The sequence below is a fragment of the Duganella dendranthematis genome, from assembly GCF_012849375.1.
Classification (GTDB): domain Bacteria; phylum Pseudomonadota; class Gammaproteobacteria; order Burkholderiales; family Burkholderiaceae_D; genus Rugamonas; species Rugamonas dendranthematis.
Window position 1 is genome coordinate 2493245 of the sequence record NZ_CP051684.1, and the last position, 19480, is coordinate 2512724.

Consider the following 19480-nt stretch of genomic DNA (forward strand, 5'->3'; position numbering starts at 1 on the left):
AAAAGGTCACGAATGCGCCGCCAGATTATAGTGTTGTTCTGTAGTTTGTTCTTGTTTGCCCTCGGTCCGGCGGTTGCGGCCGAGCAGGGCGCGGCGCCAAACGTCACGCCCAACCGCGGCGCGCTGTTCAAGGTACAGCAGAATGGCCACACGCTGTATTTGTTCGGCACCATCCATGTCGGCGCCAAGGATTTTTATCCGCTGGAGCCGCGCCTGGCCGGGCTGCTGAAAAAAGCGCCGGTGCTGGCGCTGGAAATCGATCCGTTGGCCGATCAGCAAAAACTCGCGCGTGCGGTGCAGCAGTACGGCATGAGCGCCAAGGGCAGCTCGGGCCTGACGCCGGAATGGCGTACGCGCCTGGCCAGGCTGCTCAAGCAGTACAACATCGCGCCGGAAACGGTGGCGTCGATGAAGCCGTGGCTGCTGGCCAGCGTGCTGACGGTCAGCGAGTTTGCGGCGCAGGGCTACGACGCCGCGCTGGCGGTGGATGCGCATCTGTCGCAGCAGGCGCACGAGGCCGGCCAGAAAGTAGTCGAGCTGGAATCGGCGGACAGCCAGATGTCATTGTTCGACAAGATGACGGCGGCCGAGCAACTGGTGTTCCTGCAGGAAGCCATCGCCGGTATCGAGGATAAAGAGCAGGCCGATCAGGCGCGCGAAATCGCCGAGGCGTGGCGTCATGCCGACGTGAAGGCGCTCGATGCGCTGGCGCTGAAGGCGGAGCAGGACGACACCTTCTCGGGCCGCTTTGTGCAGAAGGAGTTGCTGGATGGTCGCAATCCAGCGCTGGCCGACGGCATGGTCAAATTGATGGCGCGTGAAAACAACAGTGTGGCGGCGATTGGCGTGTTGCACCTGGTCGGCAAAGGAAGCGTACCGGAGTTGCTGCGCAAACGCGGATTGAGTGTGGAACGGATGTACTAGGAGGGAGCTAACTGCAGGGGGGAGGGTGCTGCGAGAAGTGGTGCCCTTTACGTGGATTGAACACGTGGCCTCTCCCTTACCAAGGGAGTGCTCTACCACTGAGCTAAAAGGGCATACAAATGTGGCGGTTTCACCGACTGCCGGCGAGACCGCCTTTTTTTCAGTGAGACCGGATCATAGTGCCAAATGCTTGTTCGGTCAAGACTTCGAGCAACAAAGAATGCTCAATTCGTCCATCAATGATGTGCACGGTATTGACGCCGGACTTGGCCGCATCCAGGGCTGATGAAATTTTAGGCAGCATGCCGCCCGAAATCGTGCCATCGGCGAACATCTCGTCGATTTCGCGCGCCGACAGGTCGGTCACCAGATTGCCCTGCTTGTCCTGCACGCCGGCGATGTTGGTCATCATGATCAGCTTTTCGGCTTTCAGGATTTCCGCGATCTTGCCGGCGACGACGTCGGCGTTGATGTTGTAGGCCTGGCCGTCCTGGCCGAAACCGATCGGCGAGATGATCGGGATGAAGGCGTCGTCCTGCAGCGCTTTCACGACTGCCGGGTTGATCGCTTCGATTTCGCCGACGAAGCCGATGTCCAGCGTCTGGCCCGGATTTTCTTTATCCGGCATGGCCATCTTGCGAGCGCGGATCAGGCCGCCATCCTTGCCGGTCAGCCCGACTGCCTGGCCGCCGTAGTGATTAATCAACATCACGATGTCCTGCTGGACTTCGCCGCCCAGCACCCACTCCACCACTTCCATGGTTTCTTCGTCGGTGATGCGCATGCCCTGCACGAAAGTGCCTTGCTTGCCGATTTTCTTCAGCGCGTTGTCGATCTGCGGACCGCCGCCGTGCACCACGACCGGATTCATGCCGACCAGTTTGAGCAAAATGACATCGCGGGCGAAGCCGTGCTTCAGGCGTTCGTCGGTCATGGCGTTGCCGCCGTATTTGATGACGATGGTTTTACCGTGGTAATTACGGATGTAAGGAAGCGCTTCAGCCAGAATTTGCGCCTTGATCCGTGGTTCAACAGCGGTCAGGTCGTCGGCGTCATTGCCTAGGTTCAGATTGGTCAGTTGGGTCATGGCGATTCCGGTAAGAAGAATTTGGGCGCAATTTTACAGCCTCTGGCTGCACTCAAGCACGCATTATAGGGCCATCCGGTTGTAATTTCCCGGAAGCTCCGATACGCTGAAGCCATGAGTACCTGTTCCCGCTGCGGCGCGCAGTTCTCCTGCGCCATGCAGGACGCCGATCCCGCCGTGCCCGCGCCACCGTGCTGGTGCACTTATCTGCCGGCCGCGCTGCCGGTGCCGTCGGCCGCCGGCGCCAGTTGCTGGTGCCCGGACTGCCTGCGCCAGCACATCATTGATCACCCTCAAACGCCCCCGGCAGCAGCCCCAGACAATAGCGCATAACCCCATCGGGAGCGCTGACATGAACCAGACCTCGCTTGACAACCCAGGTGGCGCGGCAGACGATGGCCACATCGCCCGCATCGTGCGGCTGGAGACCCAAATGGACAACGTCACCAGCGCGCTACTGTCCTTGCAACGCGCACAGGAAGCACAGCATCAGGCCATGATGGCTGAGTTTGCCTCCCTGCGTGACAGGATCGATGACGTCCGAAAAGAAACAATGGCCCGCATCGATCAATCCGCAGCAACGACAGCGGGAAGGTTTGAGCGTTTGCTGGCAACTACGGCGGAACAACTCGAACACTCGATAGATCGCCAGGATCAGCGAATCGAGCATCAGAATAATCGATTCGACCAACTGAGCAATCGGATCGACCACCTGAGCAACCGAATCGACAGGCTGGTGTTCTGGATGGCTGGGCTGATGATTACTAACGTGGTCACGGTCGTGGGCCTGATCTTACGGGTTGCCGGCGCTATCTGATCAGGCCACCGTGCTGAAAAAGCGCAGCATTTCGCGGCTGGCGTCGGGCCTTTGGCGTCGGTGTAGCTGCCCGAGGCGCTGCCGCCCGACCAGGCGTGGCCGGCGCCGTGGACTACCCAGTGTTCGCCCAGCGGCGTGCCGTCCGGCTTGGTGTGCGTGGTTTGCGTATAGCGGTAGCCATTCGGCACCGCGCCCGACTGCACCGACGGCCGCGCTCCCCGATGGTGATGCAATCGCTGTTCAATTACCTGCTCGCCATTGCGCGGATTGACGGTGGTGTCGCTGTCGCCATGAAACACGATAATCGGCTGCGACCCGTCGCCGGCCTTGCCCGCGCTCTTGGCGCCGCGCTTCATGGCCGACAATGCCGACGGCAAATCCTGTGCCGACGCAAACGGCAATCCCGAGTGCACGCCCACCGCCGCAAACAATTCCGGATACAGCGTGCCGACAATCACCGCCATGGCGCCGCCGGCCGACAAGCCCGCCACATATACCTGGCGGTCATTGACCGGGTACTCGTCGATGATCTGCTTCGCAATGCCGGCAATGATGGACGGCTCGCCCTGTCCGCGCTGCTGGTCGATGGCGTTGAACCAGTTCCAGCACTTGGAGTGATTGGCGTTGGCCGGCTGTTCTGGATAGGCCACGAAAAAGCCCATTTCCTCCGCCACCTGATTCATCTGCGTGCCGGCGGCGAAGTCGTCCGGATTCTGCGTGCAGCCGTGCAGCATCACCAGCAGCGGCATCGTCTGGCCGTGATAGCTGGACGGAATGTACAGCTTGTAGTTGCGCATGCCGGCGTGGTTGCTGTAGCTGCTGCGGATAAATTGCGCGCCTTCCGGCATTGGCGCCGAGGCGGGCGAATGCAGCGAACCCAGATCAATGGCGCGGTCCAGATTGGCCTGCAAATCGAGCTTGATGCCCATGCGGTTGAGCATGTCCTGCGCGTACTCGGCCGGATGCGTGGCCGGATTCGGCGCCTGGCCGCGCGCCGGCGCCGCTTCCGGCTCCGGCGTGGACGGCGCTGCGTTTGGCGGCGGCGGGTTAATATCGCGCATGGTCGGCTTGGCGGCCGGGCGATGCAGGTGAACGCCTTTGTGCAGTATCTGTTGCGCAGCTTCGCGCATTTGCGTTAAAAAATTGAGTTTCATGGCACTCCTTAGTGGATGCGCGTCGCCAGTGCAGTCTTGAGAACCGTGCTGGCGTGCAGCGAGCCGAGTACAAAAATGGATTCGATTGTCGCCAGCGCCAGTTCGACCGAAACGTCGCTGGCGATGCTGGCCAGGCCCAGTACCTGGATTTGCAGCCGCTGTCCGGCCGCCTGGATTGCTTCCAGGTCGGCGCGTGAGTAGTGCTGCATGCCCAGTACCAGGCTCTTGCGCGCCACGGTCTGCTTGACCACCTCGGCGTGCTGGTTCAGCTGATTGCGGATTGCCGTGCGTATCAGATCGGTACGGTTCGAGTAAAACCCTTCCTGTACCAGCAGGTCAATCTGTCCTAAGTCGATCGGGCCCAGATTGATGGTGATTTTTTCTGATTCGGCAGTCTTCAGCTTGATTTCTTGCTTGGCCACAGTGTCTCCATCTGATTACCATCTATATGGATGGTAAGTCTACGCCGATGCGCCCCCAAGTCAAGCGGCTTCACGGCATAATGGGGCCATGAGTGATGCAACTAACTTAATCGCCGCGCCGGTGCCGTCCCCGTGTGTCAGCCTGTGCAAGATGGACATGGAACGGCAATATTGCATGGGCTGCCTGCGGACCATCGACGAAATCATCGCCTGGGGGAAGGCCGACGACGACTACAAACGCGCCGTGTGGGCGGAATTGCCGGTGCGGCGGCAAACCCTCCGTTTCGACGACGAGGAGCTATGAGCGTGCTGCCGGATGCGATACAGGTGCTGGAACGGGGCTGGCTGTCGTCCAACAACATCATGTTGTTGGGCCGCCACGATACGGCGATTATCGATACCGGCTACGTCAGCCATGCGCCGCAGACGCTGGAACTGGTGCGCCACGTGCTGCGCGGCCGCCATCTGGACCAGATTCTCAACACCCACCTGCATTCCGACCACTGCGGCGGCAACGCCATCCTGCAGGCCCACTTCGGCTGCCAGACCTCGATTCCGGTGGCGGAAGCCGACAAGGTGCGGCACTGGGACGTGGAGGCGCTGAGTTTCAAGGCCACCGGCCAGCGCTGCGACCGCTTCACCTTCGACGCCACCATCGCCCCCGGCGACGTGCTGACGCTGGCCGACATGGAATGGCAGGCGCTGGGCGCCCCCGGCCACGACCCGCATTCGCTGATTTTTTACTGTCCGCAAGAAAAGGTGCTGGTATCCGCCGATGCGCTGTGGGAAAACGGCTTCGGCGTCATCTTCCCCGAGCTGGAAGGCGAGTCCGGCTTTGCCGAAGAGCGCGCCACGCTGGACCTGATCGCCGGGCTGGACGTGCGGGTGGCGATTCCCGGCCACGGCGCGCCATTCACCGATGTGGCCGGCGCACTGGCGCGCGCGCGGTCACGGCTGGAATACCTGGCCGCCGATCCGGTACGCAACGCGCAGAATGCGCTGAAGGTGCTGCTCAAGTTTTTGTTGCTGGAGCGCCAGCGGATTGCGCTGACCGACGTGCCGGTGCTGCTGACGTCAATGCCGGTGTTTGCTGCCGCCAATAACAACTTCCTCAAGCAGACGCCGGAAGAGCTCGGCCGATGGGCCGCCAGCCAGCTAGTACGCAGTACTGCGGCTCGTGTCGATGGTGAGTACTTACTTAATGAATAAATGTAGAGGGGTGGATCTAGTTTCGGCACGATCGTACTATTTCCGATCTATAATCGTTGGCACCGATTAATTCACGTCAGCGAGTACGCCATGACCTTGCCTGCAGTCCTGCAAAACCTCACCCTTCCCGTCATCGCATCCCCGATGTTCATCGCCAGTGGACCGGCGCTGGTGGCGGCCCAGTGCAAGGCCGGCATCGTCGGCTCGTTCCCGGCGCTGAACGCGCGTCCGGCCGAGATGCTGGATGTGTGGCTGACCGATCTGCAAAAGGAGCTGGCCGAGTTCCAGGCCGCCAACCCGGACAAGCGCGTTGGCCCGATCGCCGTCAACCAGATCGTCCACCAGTCCAACGACCGCCTGGCGCATGACGTCGAAGTGTGCGTGAAGCACCAGATTCCTATCATCATCTCGTCGCTGCGCGCGCCGCCGAAAGAGATGCTGGATGCGATCCACAGCTATGGCGGCATCGTGTTGCACGACATCGTCTCGATCCGCCACGCTGAAAAAGCGCTGGAAGCGGGCGTTGACGGCCTGATCCTGGTGGCCAGCGGCGCCGGCGGCCACGCCGGCACGCTGTCGCCGTTTGCGCTGGTGGGTGAAGTGCGCAAGTTCTTCAAAGGTCCGATTGCACTGTCCGGCTCGATCGCCACCGGCGACGCCATCCTGGCGGCCCAGGCCATGGGCGCCGACTTTGCCTACATCGGTTCGCGCTGGCTGGCGACCAAGGAATCCAATGTCAGCGACGGCTACCGCGAGGCGATTGTCGAATCCACGGCGGCGGATATCATCTATTCGAATCTGTTCACCGGCGTTCACGGTAATTACCTGAAAAAATCCATCGTCGCCGCCGGCCTCGATCCGGACGCGCTGCCGACTGCCGACAAGACCGCGATGAACTTCGGTTCCAGCAGCGCCAAAGCCTGGCGCGACATCTGGGGCGCCGGCCAGGGCGTGGGCCTGATGGACGACATTCCATCGACCGCCGAGATGGTCGAACGCCTGAAGCGCGAGTACGACGCCGCCCGCGCCCGCCTCGCGCTGTAATTACTGGCCGACGGCGAGGCTTTCGCGCGCCATCGGCTTGCCGCGTACCCAGACCGTGTCTACCGTATCGTAGGCACGGACGTCTTGCAGCGGCGACTCCTTCATCAGCACCAGATTGGCCACCTTTCCCGGCTCGATGCTGCCCAGGTCGTTTTCAAGATGGAAGGCGCGGGCATTGTTGATGGTCGCCGCCTTGAATAGCTGCGCCAATGACAGGCCGGCGCTGCGCAAGTCCTGCATCTCCAGATAGCCGTTCAGACCCGGAATATTGCCGTAGGTGGGCGAGGACGGCGTATCGGTGGCAAACAGGAAATTCGCATTCTTGCTCGCTAAATAGGCAACCACCTGGCGCTGGCGGCGCAGCGGCGATTCCATATTCTTGCGGACTGTCTCGTCGGTTTCCCCTTCTTCCGCCACTTCTTCCTTGAACCAGTTGCCTTCCGGCGTCTTCAGCCAGGCCAGCATGGTTGGCGGCAGCAGCTTGGACAGTACCGGTGTGTTCAGATATTCCGGATCGACATAGGCGCGCAGGCCGTACAGCACCTGCATGGTCGGCTGGTAGCCGATATTGCGTTCGACGACTTTATCCAGCAACTGCTTGATTTCGTCTGGTAACTCCGGCGAATTGTTCAGCGTACCCCAGTGCCACATGCCGTGGGCCAGCACGTCGACGCCACCGTTGACGGCGAAGGTCTGCGCCTCAAAGGAATTCCCGTGCGTCACCAGCGTCAGGCCATCCTTGGTTGCCGCCGCGCGGACCTCGCCGTAGACGGCCGGACTCATCACCGGCAGGTTGCGCTGAGCGCCGAAACCGTGTTCGTAGTGGGTTTTGACGCAGATGGCGCCGTCCTTTTTAGCGCGGGCCACGCCTTTGGCTGGGGTGTAGTCCTCCGGCTTGTAGCGGGCGGGAATCTTGTCGGCCTGGGCGGGGTCGTAAATGAAATTGGAAAATACTTCAAAGCGGTAGGCTGGCGGCGTGTACGACGATGGGTAGCCGTTGGCGAATACCAGCGGTGGGCCGCAGTCGTAGATGTCCGGATGACGCGGCATGGCTTTGACGCGGTCGATGAATTCGCGGCTGCCGGCGGCCAGGTCGATCACGGTGGTGTAGCCGTAGTAGAGATAGGAGCGCGGCATTTGCGCGAAATATTCCTTGGCCATGGTTTGCATGTGGTCGGCCTGCTCGAAGCTCATGCCGGGCACGGCAAACAGGTGGACGTGAGAGTCGATCAGGCCGGGCGTTAAATAGTAGCCCTTGCCGTCGACGCGGGTGGCGCCGGCCGGTGTTTTGCCGCCGGAACCGCGCTCGACGCGGACAATGCGATCGTTATCGATCAGCACGCTGCCGCTTTCGATGCGATCCAGTTTTTCCGGCGAGATCAGTTTGACGTTGGTGATCCACGTCTGGCCGGCCATGGCCGGTGCGCAAATCATCAGGTTGGCGATCAGGTGAGGCAATTTCATGCTGGGCTCCTTGTTGTGATGCCCCAGTCTGCCGTGCCACGCCGTGGTTTTCGTCGCAAATGATGATTTGGCACGCGCTAGGCGGCGGTGTTGGCCTGGTCGCGGAATTCGCCCGGCGTGACGCCGGTGAATTTTTTAAATGTGCGGTTCATCGCGCTTTTACTGTTAAATCCTGCGATCAGCGATAAGTCGAGAATGCTGGTGCCTGCCAGTTGCGGGTCGTGCAGCGCGGTTTTCAGGGCCTCGACGCGGTAGCGGTTGAGGTAGTCGGCGAAATTGGCGCCGCAATGTTCATTGATCAGCTGGGAAAGCTCGTGTGGCGTCATGGCCACCTGCGCGGCCAGGTCTTCCAGCTTCAGTTCGCCGTTGCGGTAGGGCTGATCCTGCTCCATGCAGGTTTGCAGGCGGGCCAGGAAGGCATCCCGATCGGCTGCGGATAACTGTTTGTCGGCGTAGCGCGGTTTAGGCGCAGGAACCGGCGCCGGCGGCAGCGTGCGTGGACGGTAGCCAAGCGGCAGGCGCATCGCCGTATAGGCGGTGGCGAAGACGAACACGATCAGGGCGCCGCCGTCTACCATTTCCACAGACAGCGGCCAGTCGATGTCGAACGCGGCCATCGCTACCGCAATCACGCTCAGCGCTCCGCTCGCGAGCCACAGGCGCATGAGCCGGCGCAGGTCGCCCACCAGTTCCGAATCGGCCGGCACTCGTCGGACCAGGCGGACACTGGCGCGCAGGTAAAGGAGCAGGATCACCAGCTTGGCCACCGCCGCCAGTCCGAGATACCAGGGCCAACCGTGCCACTGGCGCATCCAGGCCAGTTTTTCGTCAGCCGAGCGCAAGTAGAAAGGCATCATGCCGAGCGTGGCGACCGCAAACGGAATGAAATGCAGCCAGGCGCGGCGGCCAAGCGGCTGGTCGGACAGCATCGCGTGCAAGTAAAGGTACAGCAGCGGCCCCACCGCCAGCCCCAGCGTGACGATGGCCAGCGCGCTGTGCGGATAGACGCGGTACAGATGATTCAGCCCCAGCCACGCATGGCCAATGATTGCTGAAAAAATCAGCAGCAGCGCCGACAGCAGCCGGTTTGCCGTGCGCATTTCGGGTTGGCGCGGGTTGAGCAGCGCGATGCTCAGAAAAACCGCCTGGGCAATGGCGGCGAGGAACAGCCAGGAAGCAATTGTATTCACCATGATACAAATCCTGACATTTTTAGCAATCCAAAGCAATTACAATTCACTCAACATTGCGGAGGATAACGATGAAAACTGTACGTTCAGCATCTCTGTTGTTGGCGCTGGTGTGCGCAGCCAGCCAGGCGTCCGTAAAGCCGAACGCGGCTGCGGCGCCGTTGCAGCAGGAAGGGACGTCGTTGTTTGCGCAAGGCAAATACAAGGACGCCATCGCCAAGTACCAGGAGGCGGCCAAGGCCGACCCCACCGCGTCGGAGCCCTTGTCCGGGATTGCCAATGTGCTGATGGCGGCGGCGTCGCAGGCACAGGGTGACGCCAGGATGCGGCTGCGCCAGCAGTCCGAATCGGTGGCGCGCCAGGCGCTGACGCTGGGCCCGGATGATCCGCTGGCGCAGGAAGTGCTGCGCGTCTTGTTGGAGGATAGACCAGCGCCGCTGCACGTGCCGACCCCGGCCGCCTGGAAGGCCATGCAGGAAGGCGAGGTATTGTTCCAGGCGGGTAAGCCGGCTGAAGCGCTGGTCAAATATGAGGAATCGGCGCGGCTGGATCCCTTGTATTCCACCGCGGAGGTGAACGCCGGCGATAGTTTCTTTGTGCAGAAAAAATGGCCGGAGGCCGAGGAGCATTTCCGCAAAGCGACCGAGATTGAACCGCTCAACGGCCAGGCCTGGCGCTTCCTGTCGGATGCGTTGCAGTGGCAGCAAAAGTTGAATGCAGCGGAGGCGGCGCTGTTCAGCGGCATCGCGGCGCAGCCGAACTAGTTGCCGACCTGGGACAAGCTGGCGGCGTTGCGCAGCAAGGTGGGTTACCCGATGACCGCGCTGCACCTCCAGCGCAAGGCCAGCGTGAAGCTGGATGCCAACGGCAAGTTCGTCATCAATCTGGACTCCGAATTCAGTGGCAACAACGGCAAAATGGTGGCCGATGGCGCGATGTGGCTGGCTTATGCCACGTTTGAAGTGAATGCGCGCCAGAGGAACCTGCAGGACAAAGTCGCCGACCAGCCGTTTGCGATTGAAGTGGCGTCGTGGCGTTCGGCGCTGCAGGTAATTGACGAAGTGGTGGCCAACGGCGGCCAGGATATCCAGGACCCCGCGCTGCTGAACATCCGCATGCTGGCCAAGGCCAACCAGCTGGAGACGGGGCTGATGCTGTTGCAGTACCGGGAATCGTGGCGCGCTGAATTCGAAGCGTGGAAAAAAGCCAACCCGAACGGCATCCGCAAATTCGTCAATACCTACGCGCTGCGTCCTTAGCCTGGGTTATTGATCGCCCACAGGCCCGGCAGGTTGCGCCAGTAGCCGTAAGCGTCCATGCCGAAGCCGACCACGAAGCGGTTAGGGATGGTGATGCCGACGATATCGGCCTGCACCGGCTTGGCCTTGCCGATGGCTTTGTCGGCAAACACCGCCAGGATCACTTCCTTGGCGCCCATGTCCAGCAGGCGCTGTTTAACGTGGGCCAGCGTTTCGCCTTCGTCCAGAATATCGTCCAGCACGATCACGGTGCGGCCGCTGACGTTTGAGCGCGGCACCACTTTCCAGACTACTTCGCCGCCTTTGTCTTCGTCGCCGTAGCGGCTGACGTGGATGTAGTCGAATTCGAGCGGGAAGGTCAGCTGCGGCAGCAGGTTGCCGGTGAAGACCACGGCGCCGCCCATCACGCCCAGCACCAGCGGGAATTCTTCGCTGTCCGGTTGGTCGTAGCGGGCGTTGAGCGTGTTGGCCATCGCGGTGACGGCGGTATCGACGTCGTGCTTGGTGTACAGTTCTTCGGCGCTCTCCATCAGGGCGCGGGCGCGGTTGTGGTGGAAGTCTTGCATGGTCTTTTTATTAAACAAACGTGTGAAGGACGATATTTTACTGGTAATCGCGCACGTCGGCGATTACCTTGCCGTCGTTGGGCAGGCTGCCGACGGCGACAAACGCCACTTCGCCGCGTAGTTTGGTCAGTTTTCGGATCGATTCGATGATCTCCGCGCCGCTGGCGCTGGCGGGATCCGCGACTTCGCAGTGCAGCGTCATCGCCTCCTGCGCGACCCGGCCGGAGACCACCAGCCGCGCCTTCACAATCTCCGGATGGCGGCGCGTGATGTCATGTACCTGCGACGGATGCACGAACATGCCGCGGATCTTGGTGGTCTGGTCGGCGCGGCCCAGCCAGCCTTTGATGCGGGTGTTGGTGCGGCCGCACGGCGAGGGCGGCGCATCGGTCAAAATGGCGGACAGGTCGCCGGTAGCAAAGCGGATCAGCGGGTAGTCCGGATTGAATACGGTGACCACCACCTCGCCCACTTCGCCCGCAGGTACCGGGTCGCCGCTGCCGGGGCGGACGATTTCCAGGATCACGTCTTCATCCAACACCATGCCCGGATCGCGCACGCCTCCGCTGCACGTTTCGTAGGCGATGTTGCCAATATCGGCGGACGCATACACCTGCAGTACGCCAGGCAAGCCATGTTGGCCGAACCAGGCGCGCAGCGATTCAGGCAGCGCCTCTGCGCTGACCAGCGCATGTCTGATGCTGCTGATGTCCACGCCCATCTCGTGCGCCTTCTCGATGATGATCTTCAGGAAGGATGGCGTGCCGACATAGGTGTCCGGCCGCAGCGCGTGGATGGCTTGCACCTGCATCTCGGTCTGGCCGCTGCCGGCCGGGATCACCGCGCAACCAAGTCGCGCGGCGCCGCCTTCGACCATGAAGGCCGCAGGCGTGAAGTGATAGGCGAAGCAGTTCTGCAGCAGGCCGCCGGCGCGCACGCCCGCCGCGTACATCGGCCGCGCGAAACGCCACCAGTCCTGGCCGCGTCCTTCAGGATCGAAGATGGGGCCGGGAGAAATGTACACGCGCGCCAGCTGGCCGACTGGCGTGGTATTCAAGCCGCCAAACGGCGCATGCTGCGTTTGCAGGTCGTGCAGCTCCGATTTTCGCGTGACCGGCAGCGTGGCCAGCGCCGCGCGGCTGTTGATGTCCACGGCATTGACGTCCTTCAGGATGCGCGACCATCCCGCCGCCGCTTTGGCGCGCGCCACCAATTGCGGCAGGCGCGCCATCAGATCGCGTTCGCGCTGTTCGGGCGGGCGTGCTTCCAGGCTGTCGAGGGTATCGGTCATAACCATCCTTATGCCAGCCAGCGCTTGCGGCGCCGGTAAAATTTCATGTCGCGGAAGCTCTTGCGACCGGCGCCGGAGACGCCGAGGTAGAACTCTTTCACGTCCTCGTTGCAGGACAGGTCGGCGGCCGCGCCTTCCATCACCACGCGGCCGTTTTCCAGGATGTAGCCAAAGTCGGCGTAGCGCAAGGCGATGCTGGTGTTTTGTTCGGCCAGCAGGAAGGAGACGTTTTCCTTGCTGTTCAAATCCTTGACGATGCCGAAGATCTCTTCGACAATTTGTGGCGCGATGCCCATCGATGGCTCGTCCAGCAAAATCATGGAAGGCTTGGCCATCAGCGCGCGGCCGATGGCGCACATCTGCTGTTCGCCGCCGGAGGTGTAGCCGGCCTGGCTGCTGCGTCGCTCGCGCAGGCGCGGGAAGTAGTGATAGACCTTTTCCAGAGATGCCTTTAGTTCTGAACGGGAGGTGCTGCGTGTGTAGGCGCCGGTCAGCAGGTTTTCTTCGATGGTCAGATGACCGAAGCAGTGGCGGCCTTCCATCACTTGCGACAGGCCGCGCCTGACCAGTTCATTGGGTGTCAGCTGGTCGATGCGTTCGCCCTTGAACTGGACTTCGCCTTTGGTGACGTCGCCACGTTCGCCGCGCAGCAGGGTGGAGATGGTCTTCAGCGTGGTGGACTTGCCGGCGCCATTGGCGCCCAGCAGGGCGACGATCTTCCCCTGCGGGACTTGCAGCGACACGCCTTTCAGCACCAGGATGACGTGGTCGTAGATAACTTCGACGTTATTCACAGACAGATAAGGAGTCATAGTAGTCGTCATTCCCGCGCACGCGGGAATCCATAGAACGGTTATTTGCGTAGTCAGCATGGGTTCCCGCCTGCGCGGGAACGACGGTTACTTGATACACGCCGGTGTGATTTTCTTCTCGGCCGCGTAGGCTGCGGAGCTTTCTTCCAGCAGCTTGCGGGTCAGCGCCTTGTCGCCGACGATCCAGTTTGGCGTGATGGCGTTCCACTTCTTGCCGTCCCATTGCTGGACTTTCACCGCGCCGGAGCCTTCATGGTCGTCGCAGCTGGTCTTCACCACCGGCAGCATGCCGAAAGCGCCGATAGATTTTTGCCGCGCCTCGTCCACATTCAGGTTCTCCAGGCCCCAGCGCATTTGCTCGCCGGTGATGCGCTTGCCCTTGCCGAATTTTTCCTGTGCGGTGCGCATCGCCTCCACCCACAGTATCGCCGCACTGACGCCGCGCATGTGGTACACGCTGCCGATGCGTGTGGAATCGGCCATATTGCCCTTGCCGGCGTCGTAGAGTTTTTTGCGGATCTCGTCCATGACCGGGTAATTGCCCGGCGTGTTGAAGGTCATCGCGCTGTAGCCTTTGGCCGCATCGCCTGTAGGTACGGTATCTTCTTCAGAACCGGCCCACCATACGCCGAGAATTTTCTCGCGCGGGAAGCCATTGCGCTGAGCGGTCTTGATGGCGACCGCATTCATCGAGCCCCAGCCCCACAGAATCACGTGATCCGGCTTGGCCTGGCGGATTTGCAGCCATTGCGATTGCTGCTCGCTGCCCGGCGGCGTGACGGGAATCTTGATCAGTTCAAAGCCATACTGCTTTGACAACGCCTCCAGCACCGGCAAGGGTTCCTTGCCAAATGCGGAGTCGTGGTACAGGTGGACGATCTTCTTGCCTTTCAGCTTGGCCATGCCGCCTTCCTTGTCGCCGAGGTACTTGATCATGGCGGCGGCCTGGTTCCAGTAGCTGGTAATTAGCGGGAAGACGTAGGGGAAGACCTTGCCGTTGGCGGCATCCGAACGGCCGTAGCCGATCATCGTCATGGGAATTTTATCCACCGCCAGGCGGTCCAGAATGCCGTAGGCGACGCCGGTGGACAGTGGCTCAACCAGCGTTGCGCCGCCGTTCTTGGTCTTCAAACGCTCGTAGCATTCCACGCCGCGCGACGGGTTGTATTCCGTCTCGCACTCTTCCCACGAGATCTTTACGCCATTCACACCGCCGGACAGATTGACCAGATTGAAGTAGTCGATAATGCCGCCATAAAAGCCCGAACCGCCCGCCGCATAAGGGCCGACGCGGTAGGAGGGCAGGGCGATGTACTGTTCCGCAGGCTGCGCGATGGCCGCGCCGCTGGCGGCTAGTAGAACCACGGCGATGATGGATGCAAAGCGTTTCATAGACTTGTCTCCTGTATTTTTTTAGTGAGGGAACGGCCACAGACGCAATTTCTCTTTACCTATCTGCCACAAACGCGCCAAGCCGTGCGGCTCGACGATCAAGAAGAAAATAATCAACGCACCAAACACCATCAGCTCCAGATTGGAGGCGACGCTGGTCGGCAGCGCAAGGCTGTGCGCCACCACGTTCAGCAGCACCGGCAGCAGCACGATGAACGCCGCGCCGAGGAAGGAACCGAGCACCGAACCGACACCGCCGATGATGATCATGAACAGGATGCGGAACGACAGATCGAGGTTGTAGGCTTCCGGTTCCACTGTGCCGAGGTAGGCATACGCATACAGCGCGCCGGCCACGCCGCAGTAGAACGAGCTGACGGCGAAGGCCAGCAGCTTGGTGCGCATCAGGCGAAAGCCAATCACTTCGGCCGCCACGTCCATGTCGCGCACCGCCATCCACGAGCGGCCGACGTTGGAGCGGATCATATTCTTGGCCAGCAGCGCCATCACCGCCACCACGGCCAGCACCAGCAGGTATTTGCGGTCCGGCGTGTCGAAGTTGTAGCCGAGGATGACGATGGGCTGCGCGGTGATCACGCCGGAGGTACTGTAGTTGGTCAGGTAGGGAATCTTGGTCAGGCACCAGACCACGAAGAACTGCGTAGCCAGCGTGGCGGCGGCCAGGTAAAAACCGCGTATGCGCAGCGACGGCAGGCCGAAGGCGATACCCACCAGCGCCGCGCTCAAGCCGCCCAATATAAATGCCACCAGCACCGGCAAGCCGGGAATGCGCAGGATGAAGTTATACGACGCGAACGCACCGACCGCCATGAAGGCCGCCGTGCCAAGCGACAGCTGGCCCGCATAGCCGGTCAGGATGTTGAGGCCAATCGCGGCCAGCGAGAAAATCAAAAATGGGATCAATATCGCCGACAGCACGTACGGTGACGCCAGCAGCGGCACAAACACGATGGCGACAGCCAGTAATGCCAGCAGCGCAATGCGGTCCTGCATGATGGGGAAGATCTGGCCATCGGCCTGATAGCTGGTCTTGAACTGTCCTGCTTCGCGGTACAGCATCGCTCAGATCCTCCGGATGATTTTTTCGCCGAACAGCCCTTCCGGCCGCACCAGCAGGAACAACAAGGCCAGTACGTAAGGGAACCAGCCCTCGATGCCGCCGCCGACCATCGGCCCGATGTACACCTCGGCCAGTTTTTCGGAAGCGCCGATAATCAGGCCACCGGCGATCGCGCCGGGCATGGAGGTAAAGCCGCCCAGGATCAGCACCGGCAGCGCCTTCAGCGCCACAAACGTCAGCGCGAACTGCACGCCATTGCGCGCACCCCACAGCAGGCCCGCCACCAGCGCCACGATGCCGGCCACCGCCCACAGCACGGCCCAGATGCGCTGCAGCGGAATGCCGACCGCCAGCGCGGCCTGGTGATCATCCGCCACCGCGCGCAGTGCGCGGCCCACTTTGGTTTTCGAGAACAGCAGGGCCAGCGACGTCACCAGCAGGCCGCATACGGCGGCGGCCATGATGTCGAATTGCGAGACAAGGATGTTGTAGTGCTCCATCAGATACTGCGATGGCACGTCTTCGATCGGCAGCTCCAGCTTGCGCACCTGCGCGCCGAACATCAGCTGCGCCAGCCCTTCGATGAAGAAGGCCAGGCCGATGGTCGCCATGAACAGCGTGATTTCCGGCTGGTTGACCAGGGGCCGCAGCACCACGCGTTCTATCGCCAACCCAAGCACGATCATTGCCGCTACGGTGATCGGCAAAGCGATCCACAGCGACACACCCAGCTTGTCCATTACTCCCACGCAGGTCAGCGCGGCGAAATACACCATCGCCCCCTGCGCAAAATTGAATACGCCGGAGGCTTTGTAGATCAGTACAAAACCGATCGCCACCAGCGCGTACATCACGCCGGAGAGCAGGCCGCCGATCAGCACCTCGAAGAAGAAGTTCATGAACAGGCCACTCCAAGGTAAGCATTGATCACGTCCTGATTGCAACGTACTTCGTCTGGCGTGCCGTCGCCGATTTTCTTGCCGTAGTCGAGCACCACCACGCGGTCGGAGATATCCATCACCACGCCCATGTCATGCTCGATCAGCACGATGGTGGTGCCGAATTGGTCGTTGACGTCGAGGATGAAGCGGCACATATCCTGTTTTTCTTCGACATTCATGCCGGCCATCGGTTCATCCAGCAGCAGGATTTCCGGCTCGGCGGCCAGCGCGCGGCCCAGTTCCACGCGCTTTTGCAGGCCGTAAGGCAGGCGGCCGACCGGCGTCTTGCGGATGGCTTGAATCTCCAGGAAATCGATGATCTCTTCGGCCTTGATGCGGTGGGCGATTTCTTCGCGCCGCGCCGGTCCCCAGTACAGCGCCTGCATCAGGAAATTGGATTTCATCTTGAGGTTACGGCCGGTCATGATGTTGTCCAACACCGTCATGCCCTTGAACAGCGCGATATTCTGGAAGGTGCGGGCGATGCCGGATTTGGCGGCGGCGTGGCAGTCCATATTCTTGCGCACTTCGCCGCGATAAGTGATCTGTCCTTGCTGCGGGCGGTACACGCCGTTGATCACGTTGAGCATCGAGCTTTTGCCGGCGCCGTTCGGGCCGATGATGGCGCGGATTTCGTGCTGGCGCACGTCGAAGGAAATGTCGGTCAGCGCGCGCACGCCGCCGAAGGACAGCGAGATGTTTTTCAGGTCGAGGATCACCGGCCCGGTTTCCCTTCGTGCTGCGCTTTCGCCTTCGCCGAAGTGCGCCTCTGGCTCGTTCATTTGCATCTGGGCCTCCGTCATGCCGCTGCCTGTATGGCAGGGTAGGTCTTGCACGCTTGGATCTTCAGGTCCGCCGCCACCACGCCGGTGCGGCCATCTTCAAACTTCACTTGCGTCTCGATGTACTGCGAGGTCTGTTCGCTGTAGAGCGCCTCGATCAGCACCGCGTACTTCTCAGCGATGAACTTGCGGCGCACCTTGCGCGTGCGCGTCAGCTCATCGTCGTCGGGATCGAGCTCCTTGTGCAGCACCAGGTAACGGTGAATTTGCGTGTCGCCCATCGCCGGCTCGGCGGCCAGGTCGGCGTTGACCTGTTCGATGCAGTCGCGTACCAGCCCATATATGGCGGGATGCGCGGCCAGGTCGGTGTAGCCGGAATAGGCGATGCTGCGGCGTTCCGCCCAGTTACCCACAGCCTCGATGTCGATGTTGATGAAGGCGCAGACCTCGTCGCGCTGGTGGCCAAACACCACCGCCTCTTTGATAAACGGGAAAAACTTGAGTTTGTTCTCAACGTAGTTGGGCGCGAAGATGGCGCCGCTGTTCATGCGTCCCACGTCGGCGGCGCGGTCAATGATTTTCAGGTGGCCGTCGACGTCGAACAGGCCGGCGTCGCCGGTGTGGAAGTAGCCTTGGGCGTCGATTGCTTCGCTGGTGGCATCGGGCCGCTTGTAATAACAGTCCATCAAGGTTGGCGACTTGACCAGCACTTCGCCATTATCGGCCAGCTTGACCTCGACGCCCGGCGCCGGCAGGCCGACGCTGTCGAATTTAATCTGGCCATCCGGCTGCAAGCAAATGTAGGCACAGGTTTCGGTGGAGCCGTAGAACTGCTTCAGATTGACGCCGATGGAGCGGTAGAAGCGGAACAAATCCGGCCCGATCGCCGCGCCGGCGGTGTAGGCAACGCGGATGCGCGACATGCCGAGCACATTTTTCAGCGGCCCGTAGACCAGTAGCTTGCCGGCGGCGTAGCGCAGACGGTCGGCTAGCGGCACCGGTTTGTTGTCTAATATTTGAGCACCGCAGCGCCGCGCCACCGCCATAAAGTAATGGAACATGCGGCGTTTGATGGCGCCGGCGTCCTCCATCCGTATCACCACGGTGGTCAGCATGTTCTCGAATACGCGCGGCGGGGCGAAGTAATAGGTGGGGCCGATTTCGCGCATGTCGGTCATCACGGTCTCGCCGGATTCCGGGCAGTTGACGGTGAAACCGGCGCTCATCGCCTGCGCGAAGGAAAACAGGCAGTCGCCCACCCACGCCATAGGCAGGTAGGACAGGATGTCTTCGGCGTCGGTCAGTTTTTCGAAACCGACGCCGCCGGTACCAGCTGCAGTCAGCGCGGCGTGGGTCTGGCACACGCCTTTCGGTTTGCCGGTGGTGCCGGAGGTGTACAGGATGATGGCGTTGTCGCTGCCGCGGCCTTCCGCCACCTGGGCGTCAAAAAAGCCGGGGTGGGCCAGATCCCACGCGCGGCCCGTCTCTTGCAGGCGGGCGAAGGACAGCAGGCCTGTTTGGTGATAGTGGCGCATGCCGCGTTCGTCGTCGTAGGCGATGTGGCGGATGTGCGGGTAGAGGGATTGTAATTCCAGTAATTTATCGACTTGCTCCTGGTCTTCGACGATGGCGTAATGGATGTCGGCGTTGTCCAGCACGTAGGCCATGTCGGCGGCGGGAGCGTCCTGGTAGAGCGGCACCGGTACGCCACCCAGGCATTGGGCAGCCAGCATCGCCCAATATAAGCGCGGCCGGTTGTCGCCGACGATGGCCAAGTTCATGCCGCGCTGGAAGCCGAGCGCGGCTAAACCGCAGGCGAGGGCGCGCACTTCGCCGTTGACTTGGGCCCAGTTCCAGCTCTGCCAGATGCCCAGATGCTTTTCGCGAAACGCGGGTTTCCCCGGCCGCTCCTGGCCGTGCGCGAGCAGGCGCCGAGGGAAGGTCTCGTGTTCTTTTTGCACCAGTGTCTCCTGTTGCTGTTTTGTTTTTTTGTGTGATGATATTAACTTGCCACGGGGTGGCAAGTTGTCTTTTCGACGACAATT

21 protein-coding genes and 1 tRNA gene are annotated in these 19480 nt (G+C 61.4%); 7 read left to right on the forward strand and 15 right to left on the reverse strand.

Features of this window, described 5'->3' with window-relative positions; all coding sequences use genetic code 11:
• Positions 1-51 precede the first annotated feature (51 nt).
• Positions 52-924, forward strand: coding sequence for a TraB/GumN family protein (locus HH213_RS11495; RefSeq protein WP_229263401.1), 873 nt, complete (start codon positions 52-54; stop codon positions 922-924).
• Positions 925-962: 38 nt separating this feature from the next.
• On the opposite strand, the gene HH213_RS11500 is transcribed toward HH213_RS11495, so the two are convergent.
• Both HH213_RS11500 and argB read right to left on the reverse strand, forming a co-directional pair.
• Positions 963-1037 (reverse strand) — tRNA-Thr (locus HH213_RS11500).
• A gap of 47 nt (positions 1038-1084) precedes the next feature.
• Positions 1085-2011 (reverse strand): acetylglutamate kinase, encoded by a 927-nt coding sequence (gene argB, locus HH213_RS11505; RefSeq protein ID WP_110846081.1) that lies wholly within the window; start codon positions 2009-2011, stop codon positions 1085-1087.
• 114 nt (positions 2012-2125) lie between these two features.
• Between argB and HH213_RS11510 the strand changes: the two genes are divergently transcribed.
• On the forward strand, positions 2126-2344 hold the full coding sequence (locus tag HH213_RS11510) for a cysteine-rich CWC family protein (RefSeq protein ID WP_169112337.1): 219 nt from the start codon (positions 2126-2128) through the stop codon (positions 2342-2344).
• A gap of 121 nt (positions 2345-2465) precedes the next feature.
• Here the strand turns inward: HH213_RS11510 and HH213_RS30760 are convergent, their stop codons facing one another.
• Genes HH213_RS30760 through HH213_RS11525 form a run of 3 tightly spaced genes read right to left on the reverse strand, consistent with a single transcriptional unit; the run spans position 2466 to position 4404 of the window.
• Positions 2466-2681, reverse strand: a complete 216-nt coding sequence (locus tag HH213_RS30760; protein ID WP_308494534.1) for a hypothetical protein — start codon at positions 2679-2681, stop codon at positions 2466-2468.
• On the reverse strand, positions 2681-3982 hold the full coding sequence (locus tag HH213_RS11520; RefSeq protein WP_308494535.1) for an extracellular catalytic domain type 1 short-chain-length polyhydroxyalkanoate depolymerase: 1302 nt from the start codon (positions 3980-3982) through the stop codon (positions 2681-2683). Before HH213_RS11520 ends, HH213_RS30760 begins: the two co-directional genes overlap by 1 nt.
• Before the next feature lie 8 nt (positions 3983-3990).
• A complete protein-coding gene (locus HH213_RS11525) occupies positions 3991-4404 on the reverse strand; it encodes a ribbon-helix-helix domain-containing protein (protein WP_161043239.1) in 414 nt (137 codons plus the stop codon).
• A 157-nt stretch (positions 4405-4561) separates the two neighbouring features.
• Between HH213_RS11525 and HH213_RS11530 the strand changes: the two genes are divergently transcribed.
• The 3 genes from HH213_RS11530 (at position 4562) to HH213_RS11540 (ending at position 6657) form a co-directional block, all read left to right on the forward strand.
• Entirely contained in the window at positions 4562-4708 is a 147-nt protein-coding gene (locus HH213_RS11530) for a DUF1289 domain-containing protein (RefSeq protein ID WP_229263402.1), read from the forward strand.
• Positions 4705-5613, forward strand: coding sequence for an MBL fold metallo-hydrolase (locus tag HH213_RS11535; RefSeq protein ID WP_169112338.1), 909 nt, complete (start codon positions 4705-4707; stop codon positions 5611-5613). The genes HH213_RS11530 and HH213_RS11535 overlap by 4 nt, the downstream gene beginning before the upstream one ends.
• A 90-nt stretch (positions 5614-5703) precedes the next feature.
• Positions 5704-6657, forward strand: coding sequence for an NAD(P)H-dependent flavin oxidoreductase (locus HH213_RS11540; RefSeq protein WP_161043242.1), 954 nt, complete (start codon positions 5704-5706; stop codon positions 6655-6657).
• On the opposite strand, the gene HH213_RS11545 is transcribed toward HH213_RS11540, so the two are convergent.
• Together HH213_RS11545 and HH213_RS11550 are read right to left on the reverse strand one after the other, a co-directional pair.
• Entirely contained in the window at positions 6658-8121 is a 1464-nt protein-coding gene (locus tag HH213_RS11545; RefSeq protein WP_169112339.1) for an amidohydrolase family protein, read from the reverse strand.
• A 77-nt stretch (positions 8122-8198) separates the two neighbouring features.
• On the reverse strand, positions 8199-9314 hold the full coding sequence (locus HH213_RS11550) for a helix-turn-helix domain-containing protein (protein ID WP_169112340.1): 1116 nt from the start codon (positions 9312-9314) through the stop codon (positions 8199-8201).
• Positions 9315-9382: 68 nt separating this feature from the next.
• Here HH213_RS11550 and HH213_RS11555 point away from each other — a divergent pair, with 68 nt between their 5' ends.
• Positions 9383-10075: a tetratricopeptide repeat protein gene (locus HH213_RS11555; protein WP_169112341.1), complete on the forward strand. Its 693-nt coding sequence runs from the start codon at positions 9383-9385 to the stop codon at positions 10073-10075.
• Positions 10076-10570, forward strand: coding sequence for a hypothetical protein (locus HH213_RS11560; RefSeq protein WP_169112342.1), 495 nt, complete (start codon positions 10076-10078; stop codon positions 10568-10570). It begins immediately after the preceding gene.
• Here HH213_RS11560 and HH213_RS11565 read toward each other — a convergent pair.
• The 8 genes from HH213_RS11565 to HH213_RS11600 form a co-directional block, all read right to left on the reverse strand.
• Positions 10567-11136: a hypoxanthine-guanine phosphoribosyltransferase gene (locus HH213_RS11565; RefSeq protein WP_169112343.1), complete on the reverse strand. Its 570-nt coding sequence runs from the start codon at positions 11134-11136 to the stop codon at positions 10567-10569. The genes HH213_RS11560 and HH213_RS11565 overlap by 4 nt on opposite strands.
• Before the next feature lie 37 nt (positions 11137-11173).
• Positions 11174-12427 (reverse strand): phenylacetate--CoA ligase family protein, encoded by a 1254-nt coding sequence (locus HH213_RS11570; protein WP_174864406.1) that lies wholly within the window; start codon positions 12425-12427, stop codon positions 11174-11176.
• Between the two features lie 8 nt (positions 12428-12435).
• Entirely contained in the window at positions 12436-13239 is an 804-nt protein-coding gene (locus HH213_RS11575; RefSeq protein ID WP_110846094.1) for an ABC transporter ATP-binding protein, read from the reverse strand.
• Between the two features lie 87 nt (positions 13240-13326).
• A complete protein-coding gene (locus tag HH213_RS11580; protein WP_110846095.1) occupies positions 13327-14631 on the reverse strand; it encodes an ABC transporter substrate-binding protein in 1305 nt (434 codons plus the stop codon).
• Positions 14632-14652: 21 nt separating this feature from the next.
• Positions 14653-15711: a branched-chain amino acid ABC transporter permease gene (locus tag HH213_RS11585; RefSeq protein WP_169112344.1), complete on the reverse strand. Its 1059-nt coding sequence runs from the start codon at positions 15709-15711 to the stop codon at positions 14653-14655.
• Between the two features lie 3 nt (positions 15712-15714).
• A complete protein-coding gene (locus tag HH213_RS11590; RefSeq protein WP_169112345.1) occupies positions 15715-16611 on the reverse strand; it encodes a branched-chain amino acid ABC transporter permease in 897 nt (298 codons plus the stop codon).
• Positions 16608-17441, reverse strand: a complete 834-nt coding sequence (locus HH213_RS11595; RefSeq protein ID WP_371875699.1) for an ABC transporter ATP-binding protein — start codon at positions 17439-17441, stop codon at positions 16608-16610. Before HH213_RS11595 ends, HH213_RS11590 begins: the two co-directional genes overlap by 4 nt.
• Before the next feature lie 11 nt (positions 17442-17452).
• Positions 17453-19399, reverse strand: coding sequence for an AMP-dependent synthetase/ligase (locus tag HH213_RS11600; protein ID WP_371875713.1), 1947 nt, complete (start codon positions 19397-19399; stop codon positions 17453-17455).
• Positions 19400-19480: the final 81 nt, after the last annotated feature.